19 protein-coding genes and 1 other annotated feature are annotated in these 20,164 nt (G+C 38.1%); of the genes, 5 read left to right on the top strand and 14 right to left on the bottom strand.

Features of this window, described 5'->3' with window-relative positions:
* Positions 1–98: 98 nt before the first annotated feature.
* A complete protein-coding gene (gene gpr, locus ACAN52_RS06670; protein ID WP_378953749.1) occupies positions 99–1,070 on the bottom strand; it encodes a GPR endopeptidase in 972 nt (323 codons plus the stop codon).
* A 220-nt stretch (positions 1,071–1,290) separates the two neighbouring features.
* Between gpr and rpsT the strand changes: the two genes are divergently transcribed.
* Positions 1,291–1,557: a 30S ribosomal protein S20 gene (gene rpsT / locus ACAN52_RS06665; RefSeq protein WP_378953748.1), complete on the top strand. Its 267-nt coding sequence runs from the start codon at positions 1,291–1,293 to the stop codon at positions 1,555–1,557.
* Between the two features lie 60 nt (positions 1,558–1,617).
* Here the strand turns inward: rpsT and ACAN52_RS06660 are convergent, their stop codons facing one another.
* The 3 genes from ACAN52_RS06660 to ACAN52_RS06650 form a co-directional block, all read right to left on the bottom strand.
* Positions 1,618–2,847, bottom strand: a complete 1,230-nt coding sequence (locus ACAN52_RS06660; protein WP_378953746.1) for an MFS transporter — start codon at positions 2,845–2,847, stop codon at positions 1,618–1,620.
* Positions 2,848–2,903: 56 nt separating this feature from the next.
* Positions 2,904–3,335: a MarR family winged helix-turn-helix transcriptional regulator gene (locus ACAN52_RS06655; protein WP_378953745.1), complete on the bottom strand. Its 432-nt coding sequence runs from the start codon at positions 3,333–3,335 to the stop codon at positions 2,904–2,906.
* A gap of 278 nt (positions 3,336–3,613) precedes the next feature.
* On the bottom strand, positions 3,614–4,192 hold the full coding sequence (locus ACAN52_RS06650; protein ID WP_378953743.1) for a TetR/AcrR family transcriptional regulator: 579 nt from the start codon (positions 4,190–4,192) through the stop codon (positions 3,614–3,616).
* A gap of 213 nt (positions 4,193–4,405) precedes the next feature.
* Here ACAN52_RS06650 and ACAN52_RS06645 point away from each other — a divergent pair, with 213 nt between their 5' ends.
* Positions 4,406–5,590 (top strand): MFS transporter, encoded by a 1,185-nt coding sequence (locus tag ACAN52_RS06645; RefSeq protein ID WP_378953742.1) that lies wholly within the window; start codon positions 4,406–4,408, stop codon positions 5,588–5,590.
* A gap of 134 nt (positions 5,591–5,724) precedes the next feature.
* Here the strand turns inward: ACAN52_RS06645 and ACAN52_RS06640 are convergent, their stop codons facing one another.
* From ACAN52_RS06640 to leuS, 5 genes are all read right to left on the bottom strand, one after another.
* On the bottom strand, positions 5,725–6,345 hold the full coding sequence (locus ACAN52_RS06640) for a hypothetical protein (RefSeq protein WP_378953740.1): 621 nt from the start codon (positions 6,343–6,345) through the stop codon (positions 5,725–5,727).
* Positions 6,346–6,489: 144 nt separating this feature from the next.
* The gene (gene holA / locus ACAN52_RS06635; protein WP_378953739.1) at positions 6,490–7,530 is read right to left on the bottom strand and encodes a DNA polymerase III subunit delta; all 1,041 of its coding nucleotides are present in this window, start codon (positions 7,528–7,530) and stop codon (positions 6,490–6,492) included.
* 71 nt (positions 7,531–7,601) lie between these two features.
* Entirely contained in the window at positions 7,602–9,986 is a 2,385-nt protein-coding gene (locus ACAN52_RS06630) for a DNA internalization-related competence protein ComEC/Rec2 (protein WP_378953737.1), read from the bottom strand.
* A 13-nt stretch (positions 9,987–9,999) separates the two neighbouring features.
* A complete protein-coding gene (locus ACAN52_RS06625) occupies positions 10,000–10,590 on the bottom strand; it encodes a helix-hairpin-helix domain-containing protein (RefSeq protein WP_378953736.1) in 591 nt (196 codons plus the stop codon).
* A 138-nt stretch (positions 10,591–10,728) separates the two neighbouring features.
* Positions 10,729–13,209, bottom strand: a complete 2,481-nt coding sequence (gene leuS / locus ACAN52_RS06620; protein WP_378953734.1) for a leucine--tRNA ligase — start codon at positions 13,207–13,209, stop codon at positions 10,729–10,731.
* Positions 13,210–13,257: 48 nt separating this feature from the next.
* Positions 13,258–13,468, bottom strand: a binding site (T-box leader).
* An 86-nt stretch (positions 13,469–13,554) separates the two neighbouring features.
* Between leuS and ACAN52_RS06615 the strand changes: the two genes are divergently transcribed.
* Complete coding sequence (locus ACAN52_RS06615; protein WP_378953733.1) at positions 13,555–13,974, top strand: hypothetical protein; 420 nt, start codon at positions 13,555–13,557, stop codon at positions 13,972–13,974.
* Positions 13,975–14,023: 49 nt separating this feature from the next.
* On the opposite strand, the gene ACAN52_RS06610 is transcribed toward ACAN52_RS06615, so the two are convergent.
* Complete coding sequence (locus tag ACAN52_RS06610) at positions 14,024–15,739, bottom strand: sensor domain-containing diguanylate cyclase (protein ID WP_378953731.1); 1,716 nt, start codon at positions 15,737–15,739, stop codon at positions 14,024–14,026.
* 123 nt (positions 15,740–15,862) lie between these two features.
* Complete coding sequence (locus ACAN52_RS06605; protein WP_378953729.1) at positions 15,863–16,780, bottom strand: AEC family transporter; 918 nt, start codon at positions 16,778–16,780, stop codon at positions 15,863–15,865.
* A gap of 199 nt (positions 16,781–16,979) precedes the next feature.
* On the opposite strand from ACAN52_RS06605, the gene ACAN52_RS06600 reads away from it, so the two are divergent.
* On the top strand, positions 16,980–17,228 hold the full coding sequence (locus tag ACAN52_RS06600; protein ID WP_378953728.1) for a hypothetical protein: 249 nt from the start codon (positions 16,980–16,982) through the stop codon (positions 17,226–17,228).
* Between the two features lie 195 nt (positions 17,229–17,423).
* Positions 17,424–18,038 carry a hypothetical protein gene (locus ACAN52_RS06595; RefSeq protein WP_378953726.1) on the top strand — a complete coding sequence of 205 codons (615 nt, stop codon included), beginning with the start codon at positions 17,424–17,426 and terminating at the stop codon, positions 18,036–18,038.
* Between the two features lie 74 nt (positions 18,039–18,112).
* Here ACAN52_RS06595 and ACAN52_RS06590 read toward each other — a convergent pair whose 3' ends face one another.
* The 3 genes from ACAN52_RS06590 to ACAN52_RS06580 all read right to left on the bottom strand — a co-directional run bounded on the left by ACAN52_RS06590 (position 18,113) and on the right by ACAN52_RS06580 (position 20,161).
* The gene (locus tag ACAN52_RS06590; protein WP_378953725.1) at positions 18,113–18,439 is read right to left on the bottom strand and encodes a hypothetical protein; all 327 of its coding nucleotides are present in this window, start codon (positions 18,437–18,439) and stop codon (positions 18,113–18,115) included.
* A gap of 103 nt (positions 18,440–18,542) precedes the next feature.
* Complete coding sequence (locus ACAN52_RS06585; RefSeq protein WP_378953723.1) at positions 18,543–19,367, bottom strand: D-alanyl-D-alanine carboxypeptidase family protein; 825 nt, start codon at positions 19,365–19,367, stop codon at positions 18,543–18,545.
* A 149-nt stretch (positions 19,368–19,516) separates the two neighbouring features.
* Positions 19,517–20,161, bottom strand: a complete 645-nt coding sequence (locus ACAN52_RS06580; protein ID WP_378953722.1) for a glucosaminidase domain-containing protein — start codon at positions 20,159–20,161, stop codon at positions 19,517–19,519.
* Positions 20,162–20,164: the final 3 nt, after the last annotated feature.

Raw genomic sequence — 20,164 nt, 5'->3', positions numbered from 1 at the left:
GCTGATGATTCCATCAAACATAGGTTGTCATGATTTCTGTTTACATACAATGTATATGCCCAGAAAGAAAAGGATATGCCTTCGAACCTCTTATACGGCTAATGTAAATAATTATAAATATTTTCATAATCAATATGAGGATGAATGGCTTGGTTTATCCCCCCCGCAATCAAAACTCCGATATCTTCAATAAAGCGATCAACTTCTTTAGGTGTTACCATGAGATCACCAAGAACCTCTGGCAACACTTGACTTACAATCATCTTGCGATCATTATCTGAAAGATGCTCCATGCTTTTGAAATAGCGGGCAAAGGGAGCATGTTCTTGTAGTGTATCAATGGTATCAATCGCAATCGTAGAAGCATGAACAACCGTCGGTACACCAATTGCAATGACAGGTGCACCTAGGGATTGTGCTGTTAAGCCAAATCTCTTATTGCCTACACCCGAGCCAGGGCTAATCCCCGTATTCGCCAATTGGACAGTCGTTAATACCCTTCGGCTGGAAGCAGCAGCTAAAGCATCAATCGCAATAACTAAATCAGGTTTTACTTTACTTACAATACCTTGCACGATTTCTACCGTTTCCATACCAGTAATCCCCAAGACACCCGGTGCAATGGCACAAACTGACCTCACACCCCCTTTAAGTTCAGGTGATAACATATCTTGCAGATGACGTGTCACCACTATTTTCTCTACAGCCCGTGGTCCAAGGGCATCAGGTGTCACATTCCGATTCCCAAGACCAATAATTAATACTGTAGCATTTTTTGCTAACTCAACCATTCCAACTAATTCTTCAGCTAATTTTTTCATTATTTTTTCTTGTAACGGTGTATTTTTATCCCTGAGTCCTTGGGCTTCAATGGTAACATATTTCCCCTGCCCCTTCCCCATAATCCGCTCAGCCTCAGCATTCGTAATATTCACGGTAGTGATCACAACATCTTCCTCTTCAACCGTCTCTACAACAACGCCCGGAATATCTTCACGAACTTTTCGGCTAAGCATTTCCCTTGCTTCGAGAGCTAAATCAGTCCGTGGCGTCCAAGTAAAATCTTTCATATTTCTCACTCCTTCAGGTTAAAATCAACATTATTTTAACCTGAAGATACTTTAGCTATACAATGGATTCTGACTGCATTCCATGAATAAAAAAAGGAGATCTTGCAATAAATTAAAAAGTTCCTCAAATGAGGTATAAATTTGTTAAATGTTACTTGCATTTTCCATCATCACATGCTAGAATACTGTAGGTAACATGCTCTTTAAGGAGGTGAATCACTTGCCAAACATTAAATCATCTGAACGTAGCGTAAAAACTGATGCTGAGCGACGTGCTAGAAACTTTGCGGTGAAATCAACCATCAAAACTGTTTCTCGTAAAGTAGTTGAGTCAGTAGCTGCTGGCAACTCTGATGAGGCTCAAGCTCTTTTGGTGAAAGCTAGCAGAACGATTGACAAAGCAGCCGCTAAAGGCGTTGTTCATAAAAATTCCGCAGCTCGCAAAAAATCCCGCTTGGCCCTTAAACTTAATGCCTTAGCTAAGTAATTAAGACTGAAACCCCTGTTCATTAAATGAACAGGGGTTTTTTAGTTAATAGCGTATTGATCATGCAAAATTTTCATCATATTTATTTTCATTAGTAACGTCTTGTTTACTTTTTATGAGGTGATATCCATAAATGACTGCAAACCCTAGCAAAAACAAAATAGAAATTCGATACATAGTGGCGTAATTTGTATGCGTGGCAATTAAGCCTAATAACACAGCACCAATTGCATATCCTAAATCTAAAGAAGATAAGAATGTCCCATTGGCAGCTCCCTTACGTTCTGCAGGTGCTCGTTGAATTGCCCATGCTTGCAATGAAGGATGAGCTGCTCCATATCCTAATCCATAGCATAATGAAGCTGCCACTAACGAATAGATCGAAGTTGCATAGGATAACATAAAGAGGCCAACGATCATAAACAATACTCCTGGTACGATTACGAAGGCATGTCCCTTGCGATCAAATAATTTCCCCGCAAAAGGACGGCTAATTAAAATCATTGAAACATGTCCAATAAAATAGATCCCTACATTTTCAATACCTGTTTCCTGTCCAAATAGCATGATGAAGCTCATAATCCCACCGAAGGTAATTGAATGTAAAAAGCACAAAAAAGCAGGTAACAATGCACTTTTTTCAAACAAGTCACTCCAACTAATCCCTTGTTTAGCAGCATTAGGTTTATACACTTTTTTTACAGAGGTAATTGATATGCCTTGTGTTAACAACATCCCAAAACCAACTAGAATTGTAGAAATCAGCAGAATGACATCAAAATTATAACGCTTCATAGCCTCAATTCCTAAGACAGTTGCAAAAGATGTTCCAAGAATAATGGATAATGCAAAATATCCCGTGCCTTCCCCTCGGCGTTTAGCAGAGACAATATCGGACATAATCGTTGCAAGCACCGTTGATGTCATCCCCCAACCGATTCCCTGACAAAAACGCAACATCAAAATTATGCTAATTCCTGAAACTACAAAATAAGAACAATTAAAAATAATAAGGATGCACATACCTGCTATAAGTAAAGGCCTCCGCCCCAAAGTATCTGCTGCGTTACCGCTAATCGAACGAACAATAAGCGCAGAAATTGAAACAACGGCAAAAGGAAGACTCGCCTGTAAATCGTTCCCGCCGATTTGTTTAATATAGAGTGGAAAAGTTGGAATCAGCATTAAAATTCCCTGATATACAAAAAAATTCCCAAATAAGAGCAGCAAAAAATTTCTCGACCACAATGTTGTGGTCTCACTACTTTCGACTTTTTTTATTTCCATCATACGACCCTCCACTTAAATTACCGTTTTCTCATGCCTAGAATTTATGTACTCATATTTTAAACTTTCTCATATTGCTGAGCATTTTGAAAAATCCCTCTTAGCAACATCGTAATTTCTTTTTGTTTGTCCTCCGACAAATTAGTTAAAATAGCCTTTCTATGATGACCTACTATTTCTCCCCATATCATATATTGATCCACGGCTTTTTCTGTCAAAGTAACTTTTTTTTCTCTTTTATCATCACCCGGAATTCTCATAATTAGCCCTTTTTGTTCCAATTTGACTAAACTTTTAGATACTGCAGGTGGTTCAATATTTAAGTAGTTTGCTAACGCTCCTTGGGGCATTGAGCCTTTTTCATGTAGTGTCGTAATGATTGACCACTCAGAGCTGTAGATTCCATGAGACTCTAAATTTTTATTTAAGCCTTTGGAAATAATACGAACAGTTTGAAAAAGTTGATGCAATAATAATTCTGAGCTTTCCATATTTTTCACCTTCTTTTCTTTATATAGTTAACTAGTTAACTATTATTCAATAGTATACACTGATGATCCATTTGTCAATTGGATAAAGCGCTAACTTCCTTGACTAAGCAGATCATTTTTCAAATGAATGATTGAGTTACTACTTAGATTTCATCCTTTTGCTTTATAAAAAGCTCCTACTAGAACTTCAAAAAAAGATGACTCCATTATAGAAATCATCTTCTTACTACTTTTTTATAAGCCTTACCAAAGAATAAAAGAATTGCTGCTTGCTATTCTTACTTTGCCTTAATCCCCTCAAAAGCATACTTTATTAAATTTGTTATAACAGATTCATCTAACGTTTCACCGGTTACTAATAATCGATAAAACAATGGTCCATAAATCAAGTCCATGCTCAGTTCAATATCCAAGTCTTTCTTCAATTCTCCTCGCTGAACCCCACGCTCTAAAATGAGCCGTGAATCAAGTCGTCTGGGATTAAAATATCTTGATCGATATTCTTCAGCCAACTTCAAATCAAATTGTCCTTCTGCAATTAACTCATTGATCACTTTACCTTCTCGGCTAGTTAAAAATCTAGCTAAATTACTAGCTTGAATCACGATATCATTAATAGCAGATCCTGTATCCGGTACCGGAAGTCTCGCCATAGCAGCAGATAGAAAGCCGTCCATTACAACAGCAGCTTTGTTTGGCCACCATTTATAAATTGTGGCTTTACTAACCTTGGCTCGTTCTGCAATTTTCTCAACGGTTACAGTTCCAAAACCATTCTCGAGCAATAAATCATATGAAGCAGCAAGAATCGCTTTTTCGGTTTCAACATTACGGGGACGTCCTTTTTTCTTTTCCAAGGAGACACTTCCTTTGTCATATTATGTAAGAGTATTATCAATAAAACTATACGTACAGTATACTAAATATTTTTTCTCAAGAAAAGAAATTTTTTCTTTACAATACTAAACGTTCAGTTTATAATAGCATTATTAGAAATACTAAACGTCCAGTTTTCAAATGTTACAATTATAGTAACACAGCAAAAAATATAGTAAGGAAGGGATCTCATTATGAATCATGTACAATCGAAAACCAATACAGTACCAAATTGGATTACACTCCTGTTAGCAGCCTCATGCGGAGTTATCGTTGCCAATCTTTATTATGCTCAACCTTTGATTGGCCTCATCAGTGCAGATACCAATCTTTCTCCAGCGTCAGCAGGGTTAATTGTAACACTGACTCAAATTGGCTATGTTCTTGGACTATTATTTATTGTTCCACTTAGCGATCTCATTGAAAATCGACGATTAGTGATATCAGCATTAACAATCGTTATTTGTGCATTAGTAGCAGCGCCCCTAGCACATAATGCCTTATTTTTTCTTGTAGCAGCAATGTTTATCGGACTAGGTTCAGTAGCAGCTCAAATATTGGTGCCATATGCAACTTATTTAACAACGGAAGATCAACGGGGAAAAGTGGTTGGAAATGTGATGAGCGGATTGCTGCTTGGAATTATGCTTGCCCGCCCTATAGCCAGCTTCGTTACTGATATTTGGGGATGGCAGGCCGTCTTCTATCTTTCTGCTTTCATTACCGCTGCAATGACTTTACTGTTGTCCCTTGTTCTCCCCGAGCGTAAACCTTCGCCTACCATGAATTATGGCCAACTGATTAGTTCTTTGTGGTTACTTTTTAAGACCAAAGCTATTTTACGTCGCCGCGCCTTCTATCAAGCTTGTTTATTCGGTGCTTTTAGTCTGTTTTGGACAGTAGTTCCCTTATGGTTAACCAGTTATTTTCATTTATCACAGCAAGGGATTGCACTTTTTGCATTGGCTGGTGTAGCTGGTGCCGTAGCGGCTCCCATTGCGGGAAGATTAGCCGATAAGGGCTGGACACGAAGATTGACTGGACTCGCAATCGTAATCGCTGCTCTATCTTTTTTACTTACTCATCTCATTCAAGATAATTCAACAATTTCTTTAGCGATGCTAGTCGTTGCAGGTATCACCTTGGATATGGCTGTATCCGGTAATCTCGTTCTCGGTCAGCGTGCAATTTATTCATTAGGAAGTGAAATACGTGGACGCGTAAATGGAGTATTCATGGCAGTCTTCTTTATTGGTGGAGCTATCGGATCGGCCCTAGGCGGCTGGTCATATGCCTATGGTGGCTGGATGCTTGCTTCTCTTTTAGGACTTAGTATGCCAGTTGCAGCATTACTTTACTATTTAACAGAAAAAAATTAACCATTGCTAATTATAAAAAAATCGAAGACAAATAAAGAACTTCTGCCAAACTATAATTTGACAGAAGTTCTTTATTTATTACTCTAATCAATGATACAAACTTTCTCCCACTTGACTAATCTTAAACAAAAATACTACTCGGTTCTTGGTGGGAACTGTTTTATAATGCCATCAGCAAACTCATCTGCCATCCTTAATGCCAGTTCTTCAATCTGATCAAAGATCGAAATGCTTTTAGCATAATTTCCAGTAAGGATCGCGACGGCTTCTGATTTGGTTAATGCCAAATGGTTGTACCACATTTGTCTCATATCTCCCTCTGACCAAAAAGAGTTAATATGAGCTAAAAAAGATACAATTTCATCTGCATTGGCATACCATCGTTTCTCTGCATTTGCCGTCGCATTCTTATTGCCAGCTTTAGCGGCTTTTACAAGTTCAGCAGCAATAACTAGATGGTCTGTTATCAAACTACCAAATTGATTAGCCAATTTAGAATTATAAAAAGGCCTAAATGCCCTTTCAAAATCTTTGGCATTACGAAGGAGTCGTTTAGTAGTAGTTTCTTCATCAGGCAAATCGTTTATCATACTTATAATTGTCATTCTCGTCCAATATACATGTTGCGTCCAAAGTAAACGCATATAATCTCTTAAATTTATTTCTTCTTCACAAAGACACTCTTGATAATATTCTGTATTATCACAGTCATCTCCAAAACTCATAAAGCTATTGTTGTAGTCTTTTTTACTCATAGCCTTCCCTCTCTTTTACTAAATCTTAATACATAGTATGCAGTTATTACGAAAGTTGGTACAACCGCCTTACAATCATGCTAAACAATCCAAGACAAATAAAAAACTTCTGCCAAAATATAAGTTGACAGAAGTTCTTTATTTTTATCTGCACATTCCAATAATAATTTCTTCTAACACCATAGAATTGGCTTTACCAGATTTCAAATGATGATCAGCAGCTGCTAAAGCTACCATTGTTTGCTTTAATATTCCAGTCGTAAAGATCCGGCTCTGTTTGATCATTTTTTCTCCGATAAAAGGCACTACACCAAGTCTTTCAGCAATATCACGACTGCTATATCCACTCGTCGACATTTCCTTGGCTTGCCACATCATACGCACCTGCCTAGCCAGCAATGAGATTAATTTAAGAGGATGCTCCCCTGCTTGCATCTGCTCGCCAATCAATTCTAAGGCTTTACCGACTTGTTTTTGACTGACAGCATCAATCATCGAAAAAATTGATATTTCTGGGATCGCAGACATAATTTCGATTAAATCCTGCTGAGTAATAGTGGATTTTTCACCTGTATAAAGTGCAATTTTTTCTAATTCATTATGTAAAAATCCCAATGATATCTTGGACATCATACTAACAATTCCTAGAAAATATTCAATTCCATCGTTGGTCATTTTTTTATTGAGTTCCGCTAGCTTGGCAATTAGCCAACCACGTACGTCTTTGACTTTCAAATGAGCCATCTCGACGACTGCACCATATTTTTCAACCATTTTATATAACTTACGACGTTTATCTACCTTATCCGTTGTTGAGAGAATAACATGAGCATAGTCAGGAATATTAGTAATGAGCTCAAGTAGGTGATCATCCCCTTTATCTACAACCTCATCCTCTTCGGCACTTCCTTTTTTCTTTGGACGAAATAAGGACGTGCCGCGCACAACAATGACATTTTTGCCACCCATGAAGGGTACCGTCTCAATCAAACTCCTTAGTTCATTGACAGACGGCTCACGCTCTAACATGACAAGATTCATTTCCATTTCATCAGGCGCAAGAACAGCCTTAATAACAGCTTGTTCAATTTGCCGCATAAAATAGACTTCTTCACCATGTAGCAGATAGATTGATTTAATTTGTCCCTTTTTTATTTGCTCTAAAACCGCAATATAACTCATCATTACCCTCACTCTCAGAAGTCATTTAATAAAAGAAAACTTAATTCAGATGGAGTTTCAATTCCTCCTGAATCTTAGTCATGAATAAATGTATTTACTTCTATTTTTTCCCCATCTGTCTTAAATACAATTGCACCTTGTTGATCTGTACGATAAACCTGGCTCTTTTGCACAAAAAAACGTTGAATCGTATCTCGATGTGGATGACCAAAACGGTTATTCTTCCCCACTGAGATTACTGCATACTCAGGTGCTACAGCTTTCACAAAATCAATCGTCGAAGATGTTTTTGAGCCATGATGCCCGACTTTAAGTACTGTACTTTTAATATTTTTGCCACTGGCAAGAATATCTTCTTCCCCTTGCCCTTCAAGATCCCCTGTCAACAAAAAGCTTTGTTTCCCATAACAGATTTGGATTACACTTGAAACTTCATTATTCTGCCCTATATGCATGCTATTAGCGGCATGAATGACGCGAATCACAACACCATCAAGATCAATTCTTTGCCCTTCATATACTGCAATAAAGGTACTTCCTTGTTTTTTTCCTTCATTGATTAAATTACGCACTGGCTGTGTATGAGTTTCTCGTGCTAGCATACTATTTCTTACAGTCAACTCTCTAGCAACGGCCGCTGCCCCGCCCGCATGATCCTGATGCCCATGAGTTAAAAATAGATAATCAATAGCAAGCACACCATAATGTTTCAAATAAGGTACGACAACACGGTCCCCAATATCAAAATCATTTGTATTACCTACAACTCCGCCTGTATCAACTAAAATAGTTCGTCCATGAGGCGTTGTAATTAACGTGGCATCCCCTTGCCCGACATCAATAAAATGTACGTACATGGGTCTTGGATAAATTTTGTCTACGATGATCAAAATAACCACGACAAAAGCAAATATAGCACTTTGCCTCGGCCATTTTTGAATTAACTCTGTTAATGATACCATATTTTTCGGTTTATACCCATACACCCAAGCTAACAATGCATAATAGACCAGACCTCCACTAATCCCAATGGGTGGTATATAGACCTTTGCACCCGGCACAGCCGCTAGCCATGCAGAACATTGAATGACAACATTAATCAGTAAACTACAAATAACCATGATGATATTCCCAAGTATTCCCATCATCAAACCTGCTACAGCACCGAATAGCCCAAGTATGACAATCCCTTCAATGAGAGGAACAATCAGCAAGTTGGCTACAAAAGAACTCAAGGAGAAACTATTGAAATACCAGGCAATAAAAGGTAATACCCCCAATTGAGCTGCAATTGTTACGGCAAGCGCTTTAGCCAGTCCAAGTGGCAAACTTGCCATCATCTTGACCAGTTTCCCATTCAAAAAAACTAAGCCTGCCGTAGAGGCAAACGACAATTGAAAACTCAAATCAAAAATCAAGGTTGGCTCATAAACAATCATACCAAGTGCTGATAGCAGCAAGGAATTTTTAGCATCGTTTTCTCGTTCAAAACAAACTGCAAGTAAGGCAATCAGCCCCATAATGAGCGAACGTAACACTGGTGGCGTTAAACCACAAAGTACGGCGTAAAAAGTCACAATTGTAGCGGCCACTAAAGGTATGAGGATCATGGGTAAGGTAAATCTTCTAACCACTGATGTACCGATAGCTGTAACAACTCCAACTACTAAAGCAATATGAGATCCCGACACAGACAAAATATGGACAATCCCTGTTGTCGCAAAATCTGCAACAATATCATGAGGAATTCCACCATAACCACCAAATAACATCCCTGCTAAAATGGCTGCATGAGATTCGGGCATTACTTTTTGCATGCTTTTAATCATTCGATCTCGCCAGATTGCCAAAGTATATTTCCATGATGCACTATTATTTTTAGATAAAATCTTTACACTATGCCCTTCAATGGACATACGGCTGCGAATACCTTGCCGCTTTGCTGCAGCTACGCTATCATATTGAGCAGGATTGTTATAACCATGTAATAAAACAACCTCACCAGTTACCTGAATTTCATCTCCTTGAAGGGCAATCGGCATGGTATTCGATTGCCTCACAGTTACAGGAAGTATCCCTGTAACCATTCTCTTTTTCCCGTCTCCGACGTTACCGCTCTTAATAAGAAGAAGGTAACGAACTTGATTCTTGTCCTCTTCAAGTACTTTTAGTGTAGGAATTTCATTGATGATCCCATCTACGCTTACGATCTGCTCAGCATAACGGCTAATATCAGTCAAAGGGAGAGCATCATCCTGAATAAAGCGTAACATCCCAATAACAAAAAACAATCCTCCTAGAGCCCAAATAAAAGGTCTACGTCTGTAGACCTGCCATACAATAAAGATGACTAAAAGGACACTGCTCACATAGATTAGCGGCAATAGCCCGTTAAAATAACTTCCAAACCAAATACCAAAAACAAAGGTTGATGTAATGATTGGAATGATATTGTCCACATGTCACAACCTTCTATAGAATAATTTTGTCTTTCAGTGCTTCAAACTTACTAGATCCTATTCCTGGAACTTTCTTAAATTCTTCTATCGTATTAAAGCTACCATTCTTTTGCCGATATTCAATAATACGTTCAGCTAAGGCTGGCCCTACTCCTGGCAATTGATCTAATTCAGTTTTATCAGCAGTATTAATATTAATCTTCTCACCGCTTTTTGTTTTTCCACTACTCCCAGATACATTGCCCCCTCCCTGTACTACAGTTTTGGCTGCCACATGGATATGCATACCATCCTTCACAAGTTGGGCTAGGTTAATTTTGCTCAGGTCAGCCTCAGGGGTAAGACCACCAGCCAAGGTAATCAGTTCAGCGACTCTAGCATGACTGGGCAGCTTAAATACACCTGGCTTATTAATGGCCCCACTGATATATACAACCATCTCACTTGTTTTGACTTCATTATTTTTATTCTCTTTAGCAAGTACTTCACCCGTTGACACACTGTCATTTACCGAATGTTTTTGCCAAAAACTATAAAAACTACCTGCAACAATCAATATGGCTAAAGTAATAATAAAAACTACTTTTTTACCATTCTCCCCCACTGTATCACCTCATATTTTCTATCGACTCCTATTGATCTTAGTATTCCTTTTTTTGTAAACAAAAAACCGATCTTTTTAAAAGATCGGTTTTTTCTTATCGTTTATAAGAACTACCAGTAAAAAATACCTTAGTGCCTATTAACGAATTACAATATTAACTAATTTTTGCGGTACACAAATGACTTTGACCACTTGTTTACCTTCAATCAGAACTTGTACTTTTTCTTGTGCAAGAGCTATTTTTTCTAATTCTCGAGCACTCAGGCCTACAGCAACAACAATTTTTTCTCGTACTTTGCCATTAATTTGTACAACAATTTCAATTTCTTCTAATTGAATGGCTGCGATTTCAAATACAGGCCAAGTTTTTTTATGCACACTATCTTGTCCAATCGTTTCACTCCATAATTCCTCACTAATATGAGGTGCAAAAGGTGCTAACAAACGTAGTAAACTAGAAACTACTTCTCGCACAAGCCCTGGATTTAAGGATGAACTCTCTTCTTTCACTGCGTACATAGCATTCACAAGTTCCATAATTGAACTGATTGCTGTATTAAAGTTGTGACGCCCACCAATGTCTTCTGTTACTTTCTTGATTGTAACATGTAAGGCACGTCGTAGTTCACGTTCAACTTTCGTCAAAGTACTATTATCGCATTTCCAGTCTTCAGTTGCCATAGTAGCTGCGTAATGATCAACAATACGCCACAAACGCCCTAAAAAGCGATAAGATCCTTCTACCCCTTGATCATTCCATTCTAAATCTCGTTCAGGCGGAGCTGCAAATAAAATAAATAAACGAGCTGTATCAGCACCATACTTATTAATAATCTCTTCAGGTGATACGACATTGCCCTTAGATTTTGACATTTTCGCCCCATCTTTAATCACCATGCCTTGGGTAAGCAAGTTTTTAAATGGTTCATTCACATTCACTAAGCCTGCATCTTTAAGAACCTTGGTAAAGAATCTTGAATAGAGCAGATGTAAAATAGCATGCTCAATACCGCCAATATATTGATCGACTGGTGCCCAATAATCAGCTTTTGATGACTCAAAAGGAGCTAATTTATTAGTCGGATCAGTATAACGCATGTAATACCAAGATGAACAAATAAAGGTATCCATGGTGTCGGTTTCACGTTTCGCCTCTGCGCCACACTTAGGGCATGTACAATTGACAAACTCTTCTACTTTCGCAAGAGGAGAAACGGCTCCTGCTGTGAAATTCACATTTTCAGGGAGCAATACTGGTAATTGTTCTTTTGGAACAGGTACAGTACCACAATGCGCACAATTAATCATAGGAATTGGTGCGCCCCAATAACGCTGACGAGACACTAACCAATCTCTGAGACGATAATTGATATGTCGCTTACCATGTCCCTCTTTTTCCAACCATTTCGCTACTGCAACTTTACCGAGTTCATTATCCATGCCACTAAATTGACCTGAATTAACCATAATGCCAGGTCCGCCATAAGCACCTTCCATACCTTCAATGGTCCATTCTTCTCCAACAGGCTGAATAACTAATTTTTTTGGCAAGTTATATTTGCTAGCAAAAACCCAGTCCCGCTCATCATGAGCTGGAACGCCCATGACTGCACCAGTTCCATACTCGACTAATACATAATTTGCAACCCAGATTGGCACTTGTTCGCCAGTAAAAGGATTGATTGCGTAAGAACCAGTAAAGATACCTTCTTTTTCGAATTCGCTGGAAGTACGGCTTATTTCACTCATATTGCGCACACTTTCAACAAATTGGCGCACTTCCTGTGCATTTTCTTTTCCTGCAATCAATTTTTCTACCATAGCATGTTCAGGAGCAAGGACCACGTAGCTTACCCCAAAAGAAGTATCATGACGAGTTGTATATACAGAAATTTTTTCATTAAGCTCAGGCACAGCAAAACTAAACTCCGCTCCTTCACTGCGACCAATCCAATTTTCTTGCATCGTCTTAACTCGTTCAGGCCAACCTTTTAGCTCACTCAAATCACTCAGCAAACGATCGGCATAATCCGTAATCTTGAAAAACCATTGCTCCAGTTCTTTTTTAATCACAACTGAGTCACAACGCCAGCAACAGCCATCAATAACCTGTTCATTGGCAAGTACAGTATTGCAATCATTACACCAATTCACTGCTGCTTTTTTCTTATAGGCTAGTCCCCGTTCTACAAATAACAAGAATAACCATTGAGTCCAGCGGTAATAGTCTGGATGACATGTAGCCACTTCTCGATTCCAATCATAAGATAAGCCTAGCTCTTGCTGTTGGCGACGCATATTCGCAATATTTTCCCATGTCCATTCTGCAGGGTGAACTCCATGCTTAATCGCAGCATTCTCTGCAGGCATACCAAAGGAATCCCATCCCATCGGATGAAGTACGTTATAACCTTGCATAGTTTTAAATCGAGCAATTACATCGCCAATAGAGTAGTTCCGGACATGTCCCATATGTAAATTACCTGATGGATAAGGGAACATCTCTAGCACATAATATTCCGGACGTTGACGGTTTAGTTCGGTCTTAAAAGCACCACTTTCCGCCCAGCTCTTTTGCCATTTTGCTTCAATATCTTGAGCATTGTACCGTTCATTCATAAAAAAACCTCCCATTTATTCAATCAAAAAACGCCCCTTGGCTTATTAGCCAGGGACGAGTTAAACCCGCGATACCACCCTGATTGATAGCACAAATGCCATCCTCTCAATCATTCATAACGCTAATGACGCGGCAGCTACTATGATCTCATAGCTGCTCCTCCTCAGTGAGTTCAACGTTGCTTAGGATTGGCTCGCATCAACCGCCAATTTTCTGTACCCCGCCCATTCGCCTACTACTCTGAATCTTAGGATTTCAAACAATATTATATCCCACCCGATATAGGAAGTCAACTCGCCTTCTCACTGACTTTTTTAGTTCTACTTTTAAAAATACCGCATATCATGTTGTGTGGGAGGTGTACGATTACTATGTATAAGTTAATCATTGGCAATGTCAGAATTACCGTCTCAGATGATACCATCGGTCGCGAACAAGCTGCTACTGCCGCCAGACAGGCCATATCCATAGCACAAAGCCAAGGTAAAATCATATCACACGTCGCCATCACGGCTGGGGAAAATGGTCTTGAAGTGAAATCAACAGAAAAAGCGGGCCACCGTGTATCCCGGAAAACCATCAAACACAGTATGCTTGATGGTATGCGCTATGCCATACAAGAAAAACTTTACCCCTCAGGCAATTTCAGCACAAAAGATTCCTGGTTTGATAGCGATACAGGCCAAGAATGGCGTGGTAGTGAAGTGGATGTCACGAGAGATGAGTTAGTAGAGAAATTTGAAGAGTGGATGAAAACGATATAAATAGTAACCGGCCTCAACAATGAAGTGAGGCCGGTTACTATTTTTGTGATCACGATATAGCGGTTGATATTAATTGATCTGCTGAGAAAGCAACCCTATTTTTACCTGCTTTTTTAGCCTTATATAGTGCCTCATCAGCCTGATTAATCACTTCTTTTACTTCTTGGTTTTCATAAGGCCAAATTGCACCACCAACACTGCAACCCACTTTAGCAGTACCACCTTCAATGATATAAGGTATATTTAGCGCATTGATCACTCTTTGCCCTATATTAGTAGCTATTTCAAAAGATTTGGTCGGCTCAGCATATAGTACAATCAAGAATTCATCACCACCAAGGCGGGCGGCAATTTCTTCTTTACGAACAATTGTTTTTAACCTCACAGCTACCTCTTTAAGCAACAGATCTCCTGCATGATGCCCCATAGTATCATTGATAGTCTTAAATCCATCCAAATCTAGGTAGAGAAAAACAAGTTCTAAATTTCGCCTTTTTGCCGTAGCAGTCGCTATGGTGAGAAACTTATCAAGACCGACTCTGTTCGGCAACTCAGTTAGGCGATCGCTATTTGCTATTACTTCCATCTTACCAAGTTTATCTTCGGTATTGGATAAACTGTCAGTCAACTCCATTAAAGATGATGCTAAGATTTCAATTTCTTTAATTCCTTTATGTTCTGGAATAGCTACCGTCCCTCCAAAGCGAAGTTTATCAGCAGCCTTTGCGATTTCCCTCAGTGGCTTAGTGATTGCATTAGCCATGAACCATCCTACCAAGGCAAATATAATTGAGAAAGCACCACCAATCATCAAAATAGAAAATTGCAGTTTCACAATGGACGCAAAGGCGATGTCAACTGGTTGCCGCACTAGTACGCTCCAGCCAAGCCCCTTATAATTAGAATATCCTCTACCCAAGGCATAGCCCGTAAGATATTCCTTGCCGTCTGGCCATTTTTCAATCTTCCAACTGTTTTCACCTTGCTTAGCAAGAGCAATGCTATCAAGAGGCAATTTTTGACCAATCATCTCTTTGGGGCCAAGAAGGATTGTACTATCATTGTAACTTATGATAAAAACATCAATCTGTTTACGGTTCTTCAAAGGTTCCATAATTGATTTGCTAATTTCCGAAACCCATTCCCAACTAAGATGCGCAGAAAGCACACCTACAGTTTCTCCATCTGAGCCCAAAACAGGTGTACTAATATCGACAAACTTCATCGGTTCTCCGCTAGGGTTAGGCAATAGTTTTGCCAGCAGTATTGCATCATGGACATCACCTACAAATTGACCTTTAATACCTTCTCGATAAGCAGGCCGCTGAGACGCATCGGCTCCCACCAATATCCCATCAGTTCCAGCCAATACTTTTCCATTGATGTCTGTCAGACCAATCCAGGAGAAAGATGGAATACTCTTTTTTAAACCATTGAGTAAGGTTTCGATATTAGCCACATTGTCAGGCCTGTTTAAAGTCTCGATAGTCTCGATTTGACTCAATACAGTAATTTCCCCAACACGTGCCCACATATATTGATCTAACCGATCTGCCATTTGGTACGCTGTTTCCCCTAAAGAATTACCGATTTCCGCCTTCATATTATCACTAGACTGCCACCCAATAGTTAAACTAATAATCACTGTGAGTAAGATAATCAATGCGGCAAATAATATGGCAAATCTAGCTTGAAGGCTTTGTGCTATGTTCATGGCAGTCATCTCCATTATTTTAAAGTAATCCTCTTTTTCGACATTATTCATCTTTTTTCCTGCCAAGAAAAAATGGCTCAAATTTATCTCGGCAGTCGCATACCCTATATTAGTGAATAAAAAAATATCTGCAAAGATTCATGCTAGAATCTTTGCAGATGTTTCTTTTTGAGTTTACCCAACCTTCATAACGACCAATAGAATTGTCATGATAGTAATGCTCAGTAAGATTGATATTGAATTCGTAAAACTTGATAATGCTGTATTGCCTTTGCATTTCTCTGTAAAAACAGGAACAAGGGCTGAAATAGGAGCAAAAATAACAAGTACTAATACTTGCCTGACTTCTAGGGAAAATGGTGTATAAAAATAAAAGATCACAGCAAAAATTGACGCTAATAAATATCGAACTGACAATATAAACGCTGCTTGCTTAAGGTGCTTTGGCTCTAAATCAATCTCAATCATCATACCAATCATGAGCATAGCTAAAAAACTATTAGCGCCAGCAATGATGGAAATTAGGCTGTTCACTGCTACAGGAAAGTGAATCCCAAGTAGCGATAGCAACAGCATTGCTATATAGGTAGTAAACGGAACTGAAGAAAATAAGGTTTTGATTAATCGCATACCAGCATGGCCTTTTTCTCCAACCCCAACTACACTGGCAGCCGCTGCATACGTACCTCCTGTACACATAATGGAATTTCCTGAATCAAACATACAGGTGGCTACTACACCAAAGGGACCAAGGAAATTCTGAACAAAAGGCAAGGTAAAGCAGCCGATATTATACCCTGAAAAATTCAGCATATAAAAAGCTTTATTATCGTCATTCTTAGCTCCGGCCCAAAAACCTAGTGATACCATAAATACATTACATAGGAGTCCAAGTAAAACAACATAGATAAGGGAAATATCCATTTGAAAATTTGCAAAACCAGTAATCACTGCTGCCGGCAGCGTAAGGTTCATCACGATTTTTGAGATCATCTTATAATCATTAGGCATAAAAAAGCCTATTCTTTTTAAGGTGTAACCCAATATAATAATAGATACAAAAGCCATTGCCTTTAATAAAACTTCAGTCATATTCTTCTCTCTTTCATGCAACAATAAAATCACGACAATATCTTACACCAATTATTTTTTCTATGCTATCAGAAGATCTTCTTTCTGTCAATTGATTCCTGCTGTTAGGGGCATTTATCATTAAATAACAAAATCTCTTTTTTCTTCACCTCATTTGAAACTATTTAATGGAGATACTATGATCAAAGGAGGTGTTTTGATGACAGAAACTAATTCTATAAACGAAGGCAATCAAACAATAGGTGATTCAAGAATCAATACAGGCAAAGTCGCTGATGTTGTAACTAAAGGAAATCAAACAATCGTTAATATAGCTTTTATGGATGGCAGTAGAAGAACTGTAGTTTTACCAGTACGTGAAGATATTGCTAAGTATAAAGATAAATATGTTATTTGTGCGATGGATTCTGATAATGTCACGGATATATTAGAAATAGTTAACGATTAAAATAACACCAAGGGTGTCCCATAGTAGGATCTTTCTTCCTATTATGGGACACCCTTTATCTATTTACTTAAATTTTTTCATTTTTCATTTTAGCTTACATAAAATCAGCCTTATTTGCTCTATGTATTTTATAGTTATATACTTTAACATAGTTAGTTAAACTTACATAAAATTTAAAGCTAGAGAGGAACTATAATGAAAGAACAATATTATGAAAAACTATTGAATATAAAAACCTCAGGAGAACAAAAAATATTTAATGAATCATTTCACTATAACAGATATGAACCAACCTCCTACTCTGTATTAGAAATATTATCTAAGCAATATCATTTTACAGCAGAAGATCATATCGTTGACTTCGGCTGTGGCAAAGGAAGGCTTAACTTTTACATAAATCACTTTTTTGACTCCACGGTTACAGGTATAGAAATGAATACCTTTTTCTATAAACAAGCGATTGATAATAAAAGAGATTATTTAAAGAAACATAAAAAGAAAATAACTAAAATAGATTTCTTAAATTGCTTTGCAGAAGAATATCATATAAATCCCTCAGATAATAAATTCTACTTCTTTAACCCTTTTTCGATACAAATATTTATAAAGGTGATCGGAAATATTTTGCTTTCTGTAGAAGACTATGAAAGAACAGTCGATATTATATTGTTTTATCCATCCTATGATTATATATACTTTCTAGAAAACAATACCCCTTTTGTACTTTTGAATGAAATAAAATTACCTTATCTATATGATAATGATCCTCGTCATAGTTTCTTAGTGTATAGACTAGACTATAGAATTTAATCGAATGTAAAAAGAACCACAGGTGATTAAACCTGCGGTTTTACTGATTTTATAGAGACTTACTTTAGATTTCACTAGTTTTTTGTTCTTCCACCATTTAAATTCTTTTGTAACATTTCGGCAGCAGCCTGAACATCCTTCTTTGTCTTTCCGCCAACTATGATAAGGTATTCGGGCTTCCACCAAGATCCGCCGATCCTATCAAAAATAATGTTAATTCTTGGGTGAGCTTTTGTTGTTTTCGTCACACTACTAGAAATATAGGATTTAAACAGAAAAAATACAGTCAATGATAGTTGGCTACGTATAGGGTTCTGAACACGATACATTTTATTATCACTTTTAATTAATGGCTTGTCATTCATTTGCATTTGTTTTTCTTGTTTATATTGATGTTGCACGTTGATCCCCCTTCGTTAGTATTATATTTTAATTTTATCAGTTCTTATCGTAAAAACATATACCAAAATTTTCTTTTTTTGCTCCCTAGTTGATATTTTTAACTTATTTTTTGATCTTTGACTGAGCAATTTGAGCAAACCCATAGTCTAGAAGTTTGGCAGCATCATCCCAACGCTCATCATCGTTTAAGATGACAGCAATTAATTGTACTCCATCTCGTTTTGCAGCGGCTACTAGACAATCTCCTGCAGCATCTGTATAACCGGTCTTCACACCGTTGGCACCAGCATAACTTTTTAAAAATTTATTGGTATTTTTAACATGAGTCTTCTTGCCATTCAAAAAATTTACATCATATTCGCGTGTCGATACAATGTTTGCAAACTCTTTGTTTTCCATTCCATAGGCCGTTATAAGGGCTAAGTCATAGGCCGTCGTAAAATGGTTGAAAGGATCTGGCAATCCATGAGGATTAGAAAAATGTGTCTGCAGTGCGCCAATTTTTTCTGCTTTATCAGTCATCATTTTGGCAAATGAAGGAATGGAACCTCCGACACTTTCAGCAATGGCTTCTGCAGAATCATTACCTGAGACAAGCATCATTCCATACATTGCATCGTGCAATGTCAATCGTTCACCAGCTTTTAGTTCAAGGCTTGACCCTTCACAGGTTGCAGCTTTAGGGCTTACAGTCACAATGCTATTAGGATCTCCCTTTTCAAGAGCCGTAATCAATGTCATGATCTTAGTTGTACTTGCTGGATACATAATATCATAAGGTTTTTTATCAAATAAAACCTCTCTTGTATTAGAAACCATTAACACTGCAGCTTCCGCCTCTATCTGAGGCGCTGGCTGAGCCGCCGAAACAATTCCGCCCCCAATACACATGATCATAAACAATAATGATAAGATTCTAGAATACATTTGATAGCCTCCACATAGTTATATTTTCTTTCATCATTATAACATTATTAGAGGAAATGAATGCAAAAAAACTGATCTCAAATGAAATCAAGATCAGTTTTTTCAATCATTTCATATAATACTAGTCGTTTATTTCTTTCCAAAGGCATTTACTGCCCAGTTAGAATTTTTTCATGTATTTTTAAAATCATCTGCCCATAGGTCTTCCCTGGTACTGCCCATTTACCATTTAGATCTGTCCATGTATAGGATTGTCCAAACTTCTCTGACCGCTTTACTAACTCATAGCGCGGATCAACAATTGGCAATGAAGGGGGACGAGTCGTTGTATATGCTAAAAGATGCTGAATTTGTGCGCGCACACCAATTTCAGGTGAGGAAAACCAAGCACCCTTTACCCCTTGACCAGTAGTCCCTAAACCACAATAGTTATTCTGCAGACTGATTACATCGCCACCATAGCGAAAGTTTCCAGTCTCATGTAATGCCTGGGCAAAAGCCACGTCAGGACGAATCCCCTCGCGCCCGCCCTCTACATAATAATAATCAACCAATTCCTTCGGTGTCGTATTAATCAGGGGAAAAGGATTGCGCCGAAAGAGATAATCAACACACTGCTCCCTCGTGGCAATCGGGTCTCCCATAATGGTGAGATCAACAAAAACATCTGTTTTCAATAGCTGCTTAGGAACCTCTGTGGCTTTTAACTCTCCTGCTGCCAAAACAATAGAAAGTCCCCATGCCAAAATTAAGATGGCTAATAAACAACTTCTAGTCATCACTCTATTTTTCATTAA

This window comes from Pelosinus sp. sgz500959, assembly GCF_042610375.1.
Classification (GTDB): domain Bacteria; phylum Bacillota; class Negativicutes; order DSM-13327; family DSM-13327; genus CTSoil-075.
The sequence above is the reverse complement of the archived record's forward strand: the minus strand, read 5'-3'. Positions and strand labels throughout refer to the sequence as shown.